Raw genomic sequence first — 12,533 nt, forward strand, 5'->3', positions numbered from 1 at the left:
GATGGGCGTGCGCAATTATCTGATCGAGGGCCTCTCCGGCGCGGGCAAGACCACGGTGGCCGAAGAGCTGCAGCGCCGCGGCCATCACGTCATCCACGGCGACCGGCAATTCGCCTATTACGGTGACCCCGAGACCGGCGCACCGCTGGATTGGCCGGCTTTTGACAGCGAGAACGACAAGGTGGCGTGGGGTTACCGGCATTGGATCTGGCCGGTCGAACGGGTCAAGGCGCTGATTGCCGACCGGGGCCACCCCATCAGCTTCTTCTGCGGCGGCTCGCGCAACCGCCATCACTTCATCGCGCTGTTCGACAGGGTCTTCGTGCTCGAAGCCGACGCCGCCACCCTGAACCGGCGGCTCGCGGCGCGGCCGGCCGATGTCTTCGGCGGCAAGCCGATTGAGCGGGCGTTCAACACGCGGCTCCATGCGAGCGGCGACAACGACCCGGGCAACGCCATCCGCATCGACGCCACCGCGCCGCTTGCCGACGTCGTCGACGCGATCCTCGCTGCATGCCAGCCGCAGAGCGGCGGCTGATCGGACCGACGGTGGCCAGGGTCCTCGCCCCCCGGGTTGTGGCGGCAATCGCGCTGCGCTAACGATGAGTTACGCCAGCTTTGTCTGCTGGTGCCGTGGAGGCGATAGTGACTGAAGCGGCATCTGGAGCAGAAACCGGGCCACAATACCGGCCCGGTACTCATATTCTGCTCGATTTCTGGGGTGCGACCGGCCTCGATGATCAATCTTTCATAGAACAGGCGATGCGCCGCGCGGCCGCAGCCTGCAACGCCACAGTGCTCGAAACGCGTTTCCACCATTTCGGCGCCAATAGTGGGATTACCGGCGTTGCTCTGCTTGCCGAGTCGCATATCAGCATCCACACTTGGCCCGAGACCGGTTACGTCGCACTGGACGTCTTCATGTGCGGCGATTGCCGCGCCGAGGAGGCCATTGCGCCGCTGCAGGCCGCGTTTCAGCCGAGCAACTTGAAAATCACGGCCGTTGCCCGCGGGTCACTGACCCCGGACGCTTCAGCCTAGCGCCGCCAGCGGCGACCATCGGGGGGTGGTGGATGACTTTCGCAGGGCTGCCGATCCAGGACATCGTGCGCGCGCCGATATTCCTTGTGCTGTATCTGGTGCTGCTGCTGCTCGCCAAATGGTTCAAGGGCCTGGCGATCTCCTACAAGATCAACCAGCAGTTGAGCGAAAGCGGCAACCTCGCCATCGGGCTCGCCATGTCGGGCTACTACCTGGCGACGGCGCTGATCTTGGTCGGGGCGCTCTATGGCCCCTCCCATGGGCTGCTGCAGGACCTGCTGGCGGTCGGTGGCTACTCGCTGGCCGGCATCGTGCTGCTCAACCTGTCGCGCTGGTTCAACGACTGGGCGATCCTGCGCAAGTTCGACGACACGCACCAGTTGATCGCCAGACGGAATGTCGGCGTCGGCGCGGTGCATTTCGGCGCCTATGTCGCGACCGGGCTGGTGATTGCCGGCTCGGTATCGGGCGAAGGCGGCGGCATCGTCTCGATGCTGGTGTTCTTCGTCTTGGGGCAGCTGTCGCTCTTGGCGTTCAGCCTGATCTATGAGCGGCTCTCGCCCTACAGCATCCACAAGACGCTGGTCGACAGCAACGTCGCCAGCGGCGTCGCCTTCGCCGGCCACCTGATCGCCCTCGCCATCATCATCATGAACGCCTCGGCCGGCGATTTCGTCAACTGGCCGGCCGACCTGATGGCCTTCTTCGCCGCCGACCTCATCGCCTTCGTCTTCCTGCCGATCCTGCGGCTGATCATGGACCGCATGGTCATCCCTGGTCGCTCGCTGGGGCGCGAAATCCGCGACAACGGCAACCTCGCCGCCGCCCTGCTCGAAGCCACGACCGCGATCTGCTTTGCGGGCGTGACGGCGATGCTGATCTAGGGGCGGCCGATGCGGGTTTCAGCATCGTCGCGGCCGGCGCCCGCCGCTCCGGCCAAAGCTGGGGTGCATCTCGGCTATCTGGGGGCGGTGTTCATCGTCTTCGGGCTGCTCGGCCTGCTCACCTCGCTCGTTCTCGGTGTGCCCCTGGACAAGATCTTCAGCGGCAGCCTGAAATACGCTCCGGCGCTTGAGGATCCGACCCCGCTCGAGCCGGGCGAGCAGTTCGCCGCGCTCGACTACGCCATGGTCGGGCCCTTCACTATCGCTCGCCCGGGCCAGAGCATCTGGGTGTCGGTCAAGGCCAACCTACCCGTCAATTCCTGGGTGTTCATCGAGGGCGAACTGCTCGATGCCCGGCAGAACTACCTGATGGGCTTCGGCAGCGAGCTCTGGCACGAAACCGGCTATGACGACGGCCCGTGGGACGAGACGGACAACAACTACAATCTCAACCTGACCATCCCCGAGGCCGGCGAGTTCTACCTCAACTTCAAGACCCAGGGCGAACTGCGGCCCGAACGGATCGAGGTGAACATCCGCCGCACCAGGGGCAGCAATATTCCGCACCTGATCTTCGGCATCGTGACGCTGCTGGCCGGGCTGGTGATGAACGAGATCGCCAACCGGACGGTCATGAAGCTCCTTGGGGTGTTCCGATGAACTCGCCGACCCGCAACGCCGTGCTGATCGCCCTGGTTGGCCTGGGCGCGGTTTACATCGCGCTTTTCTACGTCGCCGGCGACGGGTTCGGCCACGCCGGCTACCATGGCTACAGCTCCCGGCCATGGTTCCGTGGCGGCGTGGAGACCTACCACGATCGCAGCGCGCGCACCGGCAGCGCCGGCGGCCTCGGCATTGTCGGCGGTGGGCCGGAAGGCGGCAAATGACCACTGATGGAACCGAAGCGGCCGTTGCAGCCGCGGGCGGCAATCGCCGCCAGGTGCTGGCCCTGGTGTTTTCGGCCTTCGTGTCGGGCCTCTGCTCGATCATCTACGAGCTGCTCATTGCCACCACGGCTTCGTATTTTCTCGGCGACAGCATCAAGTTCTTCTCGCTCACCATCGGCATCTACATGGCGGCGATGGGGCTGGGCACCTTCCTGTCGCGCTATATCGAACGGCACATGCTCGGCCGTTTCGTCATCATCGAGCTGGCGCTGGCGGCGCTGGGCGGGCTCAGCATCCCGATCCTCTATTTTGCCTATGCCTGGACCGAGCTGTTTTTCCACGCCTACCTGGTGCTGACCGTCGGTATCGGCGTGCTGATCGGGCTCGAGATCCCGTTTCTCACCCGGCTGATGGACCGCTACAACCCGCTCAAGATCAACATCGCCTCGATCCTGTCCTTCGATTACCTGGGCGCGCTGATCGCCACTATCGCCTTCCCGTTCTTCCTCTTGCCGGTGTTCGGCATCTACCAGTCGTCGCTGCTGTTCGGCTTCGCCAACGTCTCGATCGGCTTCGTCATGCTGCGCGTCTTCGGCGAAGAGATCGGCAAGCCGGCGCGCGCGATGCTGGCGCTCAGCGTGGCGGTCACGGTGTTCCTCGGCGGCATGATCGCCCTGTCGCATGCCTTCCTCGAAAAGTGGGACCAGAGCCTCTACGAGGATCGGATCGTCCACGCCGAGCAGACCCGCTACCAGCGCATCGTCCTGACCCGCGACCGCGACGATCTGCGGCTCTATCTCGATGGCAACCTGCAGTTCTCCTCGGTTGACGAGTACCGCTACCATGAGGCGCTGGTGCACATCCCGCTCGGGCTCAGCCCGCGGCCGCCGAGGCGCGTGCTGCTGCTGGGCGCCGGCGACGGGCTTGCGGCGCGCGAACTGCTGAAGCACCAGGCGATTGCCGAGATCGTACTCGTCGACCTCGACCCCGCAGTCGTCGCCCTGGCGCGCGGCAATGCCGGCATCCGCGAGCTCAATGGCGGCAGTCTCGATTCACCCCGGGTGCAGGTGGTGATCGGCGATGCGTTCGAATACCTGCGGGAGAACAGCGAGCCGTTCGACCTGGTGATCGCCGACCTGCCCGACCCCAACAATAGCGGGCTGGCGCGGCTCTATGCCAAGCAGTTCTACCAGCTGGTGCATCGGAGCCTCGCGCCGGGCGGACTGTTCGTGACGCAGGCGACGAGCCCGTATTTCTCGCCCCGGGCGTTCTGGAGCATCGAGGCCACGGTCCGCGCCGGCGGCTTCGAGCGGACCTACCCCTACCACCTCAACGTGCCCTCGTTCGGCGAATGGGGGTTCGTCCTCGCCAGCGACGTGGCGCTCGACCTCGACAAGCCTCGGCTCGCCGTTGCAACGCGCTACCTCGAAGCCGACGACATCCCCAAGCACTTCCAGTTCGACAAGGACACCATCGTCGCCAATGCCGGGGTCAGCACCCTGGACAGGCCGACCATCCTCGACGACTACCTGGCCGGGTGGCAGTACTACCGCTGATGGCCAACCGCGGCCGGCCGGCCGCAACGAGCCCCGCCTAACCCACAGACTCGCCGCGCAGGATCTCGCAGTCGGCGTACCCTCTCCCGCCTGCACGCTCCTAGACCAGAAAATCCGCCCTTGCCGGCGAGATCACCCGTCGCCGAGCGGATCGCCGAGCCGCAGCGCGGCGACGCGGACGAGGAAGCGCTCGAGAAGGACCGCATGCAGGGTGCCGGATACGGTTGTGCCAGCAGCCTCCATTGACAAAAACTGAATGCATTCATATTTGAGTGCAATCAGAATGACGGATCAACTTTGCCTGCCGCCATTCATCCAGGGAGCACCCACATGAACGCGCATCACTCGAACGACACCGTCATCACCGCCTATAAGGATGCACCGGGGCGGACGATCACCGCCGGCGGCGTCACCTACGCCTATCGCGAGCTGGGGCCGAAAGGCGGCGTCCCCGTCGTCTTCTTCGTCCACCTCGCCGCCAACCTCGACAACTGGGACCCGCGCCTCATCGACCCGATCGCCAGGGGTCACCACGTCATCACCTTCGACAACCGCGGCGTCGGCGGCTCGAGCGGCCAGGTGCCCGACAGCATCGAGGCGATGGCCGACGACGCCTTCACCTTCATCAAGGCCCTCGGCTTCGACAGGATCGATATCTTCTCGTTTTCGCTCGGCGGTTTCGTCGCCCAGGCGCTGGTCGACAAGCACCCCGGCCTGGTCCGCAAGCTGATCCTGACGGGCACCGGCCCGGCCGGCGGCAAGGACATCGATAAGGTGGCGGGTGTCACCTATTTCGACATCCTCCGTGCGACCCTGACCGGGTCTGACCCCAAGGAATTTCTGTTCTTCAACCGGAACGCCAGCGGCAAGCCGGCGGCGCGGGCCTTCGTCAACCGGCCCAAGGAGCGGAGCATCGACCGCGACGTGCCGGTGACGCTCAAGGCGTTCCGGACGCAGCTGAAGGCGATCGGCAAGTGGGGGCGCTCGGCTCCGGCGGACCTCTCGAGGCTCACCCAGCCCACCCTGATCGCCAATGGCGACAATGACCGGATGGTGCCTTCCATGCTCTCGACGGATCTCAATCGGCGCATCAAGGGTTCCGAGTTGATCATCTATCCCGACTCCGGCCATGGCGGCATCTTCCAGTTCCACGACAGGTTCGCCCCGCTCGCCGTCGCATTCCTCGATCGCTGAAAGGACGAGCAAAATGAGCACGACATTCAGCAGGCGCTTCTCCTCTTCGATCCTGTTGTGGATGCGTTCCGACCAGCCCCGCCAAACCGGCATGAACTGCTGGAAAGGGCCGCATTCGAAGATCATCTCGGCAAGCCCGGGCCTCCATGAGTATCGCCAGACTCACCTCGCTGAGACGAACCCGGGGCTGTGGCCGGCGACCCCGGGTCTCGAAACCGAGATTCCCGCCGGTCGCCGGATCGACGGCGTCGCCCAGGTGGCGTTCCAGTCGGCGTTCTCGGTGCTGGCCGGGCGCGAGCAGAACAAGCTGGCGTTCAAGGACGAGGTCAACGTGTTCCGGCGCACCCTGCTCTATCTGGGTCTGCCGAACTGGTCGCGCTGGTACGACGTTGCGCGGCCGGGCGAACGGGTTGCCTCCCGGGTGCTGGTCTACCTGCGGCGGCGGGACGGGGTCGGTGGCCGCGCCTTTCGCAGGTTCATCAACGATCAGCTGGCGCCCGCCCTTGCCGGCACGGGAGCGTTGCAGGAGCTCAGAACCGAAACCTTCCTGCCCTGGAGCAAGGCCCTGTGGAACACCCCCAATGTCGCGCACGACAATCCCGGGGATCAGCAGTTCCACGCCTCGGTGATCCTCGGCTTCCCCGACACGGCCACGCAGGCGGCCTTCTTTGCGGGCCGCAGTTTGGCTAGTCTGTCGACCGGGCTGGCCCAAATCGCCTCTGCCGCCCATGCCTATCAGGTCGCCGAGGCACTGACGTTCGTGTGGGATGGCGTCATCCTTCCCCATTATCAGGAGTAGCGGTGAAGACCTTGGAGGACATGTCGCCGGCCGGACCGAAACCGGTGGGACGTCGCGAGCGCAACAAGCAGGACAAGCTCGACCGGATCGTCGCCGCCGCGCGCCAGCTCTTCGAGGCCCACGGCGTCGATGCGGTGACCACGCAGCAGATCGCCGACCGGGCCGACATCGGCACCGGCACGCTGTTCCTTTATGCCAAAAGCAAAAGCGAGTTGCTGCTGCTGGTGCAGAACTCGGGCTATGTCGAGGCGCTCGAGCAAGGCCGGGCCGCCGCCGAAGCCACGTCCGGAGCGCTCGATGGGGTGCTCGCCATCATCCGCCCGATCGTCGAATGCAACCGCGTCAATGTCGAGAACGGGCGGGCTTACCTGCGCGAACTGGTCTTCGGCGACCCCGACGAGCCGCACCACCGCGATGCCCTGACGCTGACCTTCAAGACCGAAGCGGCAGTCGCCGCGGTTCTGTGTCGAAACGAGCGCATCGAACCGGACGTCGCCGCCACCCTGGCGCAGATCGTCTCGACGATCATGTTCGTCAGCATGGCGGCCACCATCAACGCCACGCGCTCGGTCGACGACATCATGGCGGAAATCGCCGGCCGCGTGCGGGTGATCCTGCCGCACTGAGCAAGCGTCCGGCCCGCTTGTCCTGGTTCCAACCTTACCAGATTCTCGAAACTCCTTGGCTCTGTTCGATCGGCACCACCTCGTCTTCGGTCCCATGGATCAGCAGCACCGGCGGGGCTGGGTTCGGTGACGTGGATGGTCGGCAACCGCGCAGCGACGGACTTAACCGACGTCCGTCGCACTCCTGGGTCAGCCCACCGCCCCCCGCAACACCGCCTGCGCGCCCTGGTACAACCCCGCGCTCGCCCCCACCGGCATCGCCTCGATCCCGACAAACCCCGCATAGCCCGCCTGCAGCAGCCAGTTGAATTCCGCTGCCCAGTCATGCGCCCCTGCCCCGAACTCGTGCCGGCCGGGGATGTCCGCCACCTGGATGTGCCCCACCAGCGGCATGTTCCCCGCCACCGCCCAGCCGAGCGCCTCGCCATTGAGGATGGCGTGGTAGCGGTCATAGAGGAACCGTACATTCGGCCGGCCCAGCCGGCGCAGCAGGTCGAGCGCGCTTTCGCTATCCTGCAGCAGCGCGTTCGGCCCCTCGAACTGCCGGTTCACCACTTCCACCAGCAGCTCCACCGGCAGGCCGGCAATCGCATCGGACGCCCGGGCCAGCGCCTCGCCGGCGGCCGCGAGCTGCGTTTCGAGCGCCACGCTAGCACTGATGTCGCCTGCCAGCACCACCAGCTTCGGACAGCCGAGCTCGACCGCCACCGCCGCCGTCTCGGCCACCCGCCGCACGAACTCGGCGTGCTCGGCCGGCTCGGCCAATTGGCACTTGTTGCGCCAATCCTCGACGCAGAGCGTTTCGAGCCTGGTGCCGGTGTCACGCAGCGCGCGGCCCAGCGCCGCAAGCGGCTTGTCCCGCCAGTCCCAGATTTCCACCGCCGGAAAGCCGGCATCGGCTGCCGCCCGCACCCGATCGGGGAACGGACGATCGCCTTCGGCGAAGGCCAGCTCGATCGAGATGGAAAAGTCGATCACTTCCCCCGCACCGCGTCGACCACTGCCCGGCCGGCTTTCAGCGCCGCGACCGGATCGCTCGCCGCATCGAGTTCGAGCAGCACAATGTCCGCACCCGGAGTGTTGAGCATCGCCTCCGACCAGGCATTCCAATCGACGATGCCGACGCCGAAATCGGCCATATAGCGCTGCTGCTGGCTGTAGATGGTGTGGTCGATCGTGAGATCGGTCTCGATCCTGCCCACCGCATCCTTCCAGTGCGCGAGGATGATGCGCTGGTCGTGCTGGCGCGCCACCCGCACCGGATCGCCGCCGCCCAAGGTGATGTGGCAGGAATCCGGGCAGAGCCAGACATAGCGCGGGTCGGTATAGGCCATGAACAGCGCGATATCGCGCTCGTACCACAGCGCGCTGTTGGATTCGGTATGGAGCGCCAGCTTGATGCCGGCCCCCTCGATTGCCTCACCCACCGCATGGGCGATGTGGGCCATCTCAGCCATGAAGGCCTGATCGATGAACATCGGCGGCCGCACGCCGCGGGTCTTCCGCATCGGCAGCCCGGTAACGAGGATCTCGCCGCCCGCCTCGGCGATGAACGCCGCCCGCCGCTCCGCATCGGCGATGATGGCGCCGAGATCGGCGGTGCCGCTCCAGGCCGGCGCATCGGCCATGAAGGCGCTGACCACCGCGAGGCCGCGGCTATCGAGCTCGGCCCGGAACGCCTTGGCGCTGCCGAAGGCCTTCAGTACATTGTCGATGCTGCCCGGCGCGAAGGTCAGTTCGAGCCCGCTGACGCCGGCTTCGCTGAGCGCGTTGAGCACCGTGCCCCAGAACTTGTCGAGATTGGCCGCCGCCCAGCTCCCCAGTTCCGCCTCGCTCTCGAGGCCCCAGAACCGGGGGTGGTAGAAGGTGATGATGTCGGTCGCGAGCCGGCTGGCCATGGACTTATCTCCGCTGGATGAAACTGAGGGGTGTGGGCGTTATTTGAGCCCGGTGACGGCCACGCCGCGCACGAAGTACTTCTGCAAAAACAGGAACAGGATCAGCACCGGCAGCAGCACCACGATGGCGCCGGCGAGCAGCAGGCCATAGTCGATCGAGCGCGCCGCCTGGCTGGCGACGGCGAGCCCCACCGGCAGGGTGTAGGTGCCCTGGTCCTGCGCCACGATCAGCGGCCAGAGGAAATAGTTCCACGAGTTGAGGAAGGTGATGATGGCGACCGTCGCAATCGCCGGCCCGACCAGCGGCAGGAAGATGCCGAAAAAGATGCGGAACTCCCCGGCGCCATCGAGCCGGGCGGCTTCGAGCAGCTCGTCGGGCACCGAATCCGCGAACTGGCGCATGATGAACACCGCGATCGGCATCACCGCGATCGGCAGCACGATGCCGGCCAGCGTATTGACCAGGCCGAACTGCACGATGATGAAGAACTGCGGCACGAACAGCGCGATATAGGGGATCATCATCGCTGCGAGGATGCAGCCGAACACCAGCTTGCTGCCCTTGAACGGGAGCTTGGCCAGCGCATAGCCGGCGAGCGAACTGAACAAGACGTTCGAGGCGACGGTGAACGCCGAAACGATCAGCGAATTGCCCATATAGGTGCCGAACTGCCGGCGCTCGAACAGCTCGGCGAAATTGGCGAGGTTGGAGAAATCCTGCGGCAGCCAGGCGCCCGGCGCCGCCATGATCTCGCCCTGCGTCTTGAAGGCGCCGAACAGCACCCAGACGAAGGGCATGAGCACGATGGCTGCCACGAGGGTCAGTGCGGCGTAGAGCAGCGCGGTGCGCAACGGGTGCTTGCCGCTCATCGCCAGGCCCTCAGCAGCCTGAGCTGAAGGATGCCGAGCAGCACCACGATCGCCAGCATCACGTAGGAGCCGGCCATCGCCGCGGCGATATTGCCGTGCCCGAACTGCTCGTAGACCCAGAGCGCCACCGACTTGGTCGCGCTGAGCGGCCCGCCCTTGGTGAGGAGGTACGGCTCATCGAAAATGTTCATGTAGGAGACTGTCATCAGGACGCTGACCAGCACGGTCGCCGGTTTCAGCAGCGGCAGGGTCATGGAGAGGAAGCGCCGCCAGGCCGAGGCGCCGTCGATCGCCGCCGCCTCGTAGACATCCTCGGGAATGGCCTGCAACCCGGCGAGAAACAGCACCATGCAGGTACCGACATTGCGCCAGGTGGTGAGGAGGATCACCGTGCCGATCGCCATGTTCGGGTCGCCCAGCCAGTTGGGGCCGAGGAGGCCGAGCGAGCCGAGGAAGGTGTTGACCGGCCCCTTCAATGTGAAGGCGTATTGCCAGATCACCGCGGCGGCGACGATGTTGGTGATGACAGGCAGGTAGAAGGCCGAGCGATAGACGGCGCGGAGCCGCCGGATGCCGCTGTTGAGGGCGAGTGCGAGGATCAGCCCGATCGCCATCGTCAGAGGCACGCCGATGACGATGAAGATCCCGGTGGTCCACAGCGACTTGAGGAACCCCGCATTGGTGAGCACGCGGGCAAAGGTATCGAGGAAGGTGAAATCCACCTCGAGCGGGCGCCGGATATCGGCAACGCCCATATCGGTGAAACTATAGACCAGGGCCACCAGCGCCGGGATGGCGGTGAAGACCAGGAAGATTGCGAGGAACGGCGCGACGAACAGCCAGGCCGTGGCAGCCTGCCACGACGATCCCCGCCTTGTGCCCACATTGGCCAACACAATTCTCCGAGACGATGTTTCCGCCGAATTCCCGGGCCGGTGCGGGAAGAGTACCCCCTCCCCTGTCCCCTCCCCGCAAGGGGGAGGGAGACGCTCACACTGACGCCAGTGTTTTGGTCTCCTCCCCCTCAGGGCGCTACCGCGTCCCCTTGCGGGGGAGGGACAGGGTGGGGGTGCTCTATGCGAACCGAACCATCCCGCGCCCTATAGCGCCAGCCTCAGTTCCCGACCCCAGCCGACTCCGCGAAGGCCTGCACGTCGTCGAGCACTTGCTTCGCCGTTGCCTGGCCGCGGGCCACCAGTTCCATCTGCTGGCCGAGATAGGTGCCGACCTGGCTCCAGGTGGAAACCTGCGGCACGTCGACGGCAGTCTGCAGTGCCTCGCGCTGCGCGTTGAGCAGCCCGTTGGCGGCAATGGCCGGATCGTCCCAGGCCGCCTTCACCGCGGGGAGGCTGCCAAAGTACATGTACCAGGCGACCTGGGTTTCGGGCTTGGTCATGTAGCGCACCAGCTTCCAGGCGGCGGTCGGGTTCTTGCCGTCCTTCAGCACCGCAAGGCTGCCCGAGCCAAGCGCCGAGACGCTGCCGGCGGGGCCGGCCGGCATGGTTGCCGTGGCGAGATTGGCAGTCACCCACTCGCGCCCATTGGCATCGACCAGCCACTGCTCGAACCAGGGGCCGATATCCTTGCCGGCGATCTCGTTGGAGGTGAACCACGGCACGGTATCGAGGAATTTCGGGCCGTCGGGCGAAGCGAGCCCCTCGGAAAAGAACGAGCCCCAATAGTCGAGCGCCGCGACATTGGCGTCGGAATTGATGGTCCATTGCGTGCCGTCGGCGCTGAGGAAGCCGCCGCCGTTCTGGTGCACATACTCGTTGAGGCCCTGGGCGTTGTAGATATCGTAGCCGATATCCATGCCGAGCCCCCAGGTGGCGCCCTGCCCCTGCATCGCCTTGGCGAAAACCTTCATCTCATCCCAGGTCTTGGGCGCGCCGAGCCCGGCCTTGTCGGCCAGATCCTTGCGATACTGGAACATGGTGGCATAGGCATCCATCGGCACGCCGTAGGCGACGCCGCCCTTGACGCTGGTGGCATAGGCGCCGGGGAAGAAATCCTCGGCCTTGACCAGCCCTTCAGGCACCGCTGCAAAGGCCCCGGTCGCCATCAGGCTGGCCTGGCTCTGCGAATAGAGCCGCACCAGATCGGGCACCGTGCCGGCAGCAATGGCGGTCAACAGTTTTGCGTCGAACTGGTCGGACGGGATCTGGGTGATCTCCACCTTCAGCTCAGGGTTGGCCTTCTCGAAATCGGCAAGGAAGCTCGGCAGCTTCTCGCCCTCGGCGCCGCCGATCCAGAGCTGCAGTACCCCGCTCGCCGGAGCATCGTCGATGGTCTGGGCATGGGCAGTGGCGGCGAGGCCGAGCGACGCGGCCAAGGCGGAGGCGCCGATAAGGACGGCCCTCCGAGCTACACGATTGGTGGACTTCATACCTGTTCCCCGAGCTGGTGATGAGTGGGCACTCGTGTCCGTGGGCGCCGTCTAAACGTCTTCCCTCGAGACACCGGTTAGGCTTGGCAATCGATTGCCATGACGCTATTGGTTGCATATGCTGATTTTCTACGCAAGCGGGATTTGTGCACATGAGATGGGCAGTTGAGAGCGACAGCGGACCGGGCGCTAAGCCCTTGGCGCTGATTGGTTAGTTGTCGGGGGAATGCACGCACCGGTCTCTCAATCATCCTCCCCCGCGTGGCGGGGGAGGGGGACCGCCCGAAGGGTGGTGGAGGGGGGGGCCAAAGCCGAGACTCTTGCCGCCCCCCCCCCCCCCCTCCCCTGGTCCCCCCCCCCCCCCCCCGGGGGGGGGACAAAGGGGGGGGGGG

General features: G+C 65.7%; 15 protein-coding genes. 10 read left to right on the forward strand and 5 right to left on the reverse strand.

Features of this window, described 5'->3' with window-relative positions; genetic code table 11:
* Position 1 precedes the first annotated feature (1 nt).
* From ACSQ23_RS26475 to ACSQ23_RS26520, 10 genes are all read left to right on the forward strand, one after another.
* Entirely contained in the window at positions 2–538 is a 537-nt protein-coding gene (locus ACSQ23_RS26475; protein ID WP_436092443.1) for a nucleoside kinase, read from the forward strand.
* Positions 539–645: 107 nt separating this feature from the next.
* The gene (gene speD / locus ACSQ23_RS26480; protein WP_055884448.1) at positions 646–1,041 is read left to right on the forward strand and encodes an adenosylmethionine decarboxylase; all 396 of its coding nucleotides are present in this window, start codon (positions 646–648) and stop codon (positions 1,039–1,041) included.
* 32 nt (positions 1,042–1,073) lie between these two features.
* Positions 1,074–1,925 (forward strand): DUF350 domain-containing protein, encoded by an 852-nt coding sequence (locus ACSQ23_RS26485; RefSeq protein ID WP_436092444.1) that lies wholly within the window; start codon positions 1,074–1,076, stop codon positions 1,923–1,925.
* Positions 1,926–1,934: 9 nt separating this feature from the next.
* The gene (locus tag ACSQ23_RS26490; RefSeq protein ID WP_055995021.1) at positions 1,935–2,585 is read left to right on the forward strand and encodes a hypothetical protein; all 651 of its coding nucleotides are present in this window, start codon (positions 1,935–1,937) and stop codon (positions 2,583–2,585) included.
* Complete coding sequence (locus tag ACSQ23_RS26495; protein WP_055884344.1) at positions 2,582–2,812, forward strand: hypothetical protein; 231 nt, start codon at positions 2,582–2,584, stop codon at positions 2,810–2,812. Before ACSQ23_RS26490 ends, ACSQ23_RS26495 begins: the two co-directional genes overlap by 4 nt.
* Positions 2,809–4,368 carry a polyamine aminopropyltransferase gene (locus ACSQ23_RS26500; protein WP_436092445.1) on the forward strand — a complete coding sequence of 520 codons (1,560 nt, stop codon included), beginning with the start codon at positions 2,809–2,811 and terminating at the stop codon, positions 4,366–4,368. Before ACSQ23_RS26495 ends, ACSQ23_RS26500 begins: the two co-directional genes overlap by 4 nt.
* 120 nt (positions 4,369–4,488) lie before the next feature.
* Entirely contained in the window at positions 4,489–4,614 is a 126-nt protein-coding gene (locus ACSQ23_RS26505; RefSeq protein ID WP_436092446.1) for a hypothetical protein, read from the forward strand.
* A gap of 84 nt (positions 4,615–4,698) precedes the next feature.
* Positions 4,699–5,562, forward strand: a complete 864-nt coding sequence (locus tag ACSQ23_RS26510; RefSeq protein ID WP_436092447.1) for an alpha/beta fold hydrolase — start codon at positions 4,699–4,701, stop codon at positions 5,560–5,562.
* Positions 5,563–5,575: 13 nt separating this feature from the next.
* On the forward strand, positions 5,576–6,361 hold the full coding sequence (locus tag ACSQ23_RS26515) for a hypothetical protein (RefSeq protein WP_436092448.1): 786 nt from the start codon (positions 5,576–5,578) through the stop codon (positions 6,359–6,361).
* Positions 6,362–6,363: 2 nt separating this feature from the next.
* On the forward strand, positions 6,364–6,987 hold the full coding sequence (locus ACSQ23_RS26520) for a TetR/AcrR family transcriptional regulator (RefSeq protein ID WP_436092449.1): 624 nt from the start codon (positions 6,364–6,366) through the stop codon (positions 6,985–6,987).
* A 189-nt stretch (positions 6,988–7,176) separates the two neighbouring features.
* Here the strand turns inward: ACSQ23_RS26520 and ACSQ23_RS26525 are convergent, their stop codons facing one another.
* The 5 genes from ACSQ23_RS26525 to ACSQ23_RS26545 all read right to left on the reverse strand — a co-directional run bounded on the left by ACSQ23_RS26525 (position 7,177) and on the right by ACSQ23_RS26545 (position 12,141).
* The gene (locus tag ACSQ23_RS26525; protein WP_436092450.1) at positions 7,177–7,965 is read right to left on the reverse strand and encodes a TIM barrel protein; all 789 of its coding nucleotides are present in this window, start codon (positions 7,963–7,965) and stop codon (positions 7,177–7,179) included.
* Positions 7,962–8,885, reverse strand: coding sequence for a sugar phosphate isomerase/epimerase family protein (locus ACSQ23_RS26530; RefSeq protein WP_055877449.1), 924 nt, complete (start codon positions 8,883–8,885; stop codon positions 7,962–7,964). The genes ACSQ23_RS26525 and ACSQ23_RS26530 overlap by 4 nt, the downstream gene beginning before the upstream one ends.
* A gap of 39 nt (positions 8,886–8,924) precedes the next feature.
* Positions 8,925–9,755 carry a carbohydrate ABC transporter permease gene (locus ACSQ23_RS26535; RefSeq protein WP_055877446.1) on the reverse strand — a complete coding sequence of 277 codons (831 nt, stop codon included), beginning with the start codon at positions 9,753–9,755 and terminating at the stop codon, positions 8,925–8,927.
* A complete protein-coding gene (locus tag ACSQ23_RS26540) occupies positions 9,752–10,639 on the reverse strand; it encodes a carbohydrate ABC transporter permease (RefSeq protein WP_248310508.1) in 888 nt (295 codons plus the stop codon). Before ACSQ23_RS26540 ends, ACSQ23_RS26535 begins: the two co-directional genes overlap by 4 nt.
* A 230-nt stretch (positions 10,640–10,869) precedes the next feature.
* On the reverse strand, positions 10,870–12,141 hold the full coding sequence (locus tag ACSQ23_RS26545; RefSeq protein ID WP_082527998.1) for an extracellular solute-binding protein: 1,272 nt from the start codon (positions 12,139–12,141) through the stop codon (positions 10,870–10,872).
* Between the last annotated feature and the right edge of the window lie 392 nt (positions 12,142–12,533).

The organism is Devosia sp. LjRoot16, assembly GCF_964252795.1.
GTDB lineage: Bacteria > Pseudomonadota > Alphaproteobacteria > Rhizobiales > Devosiaceae > Devosia_A.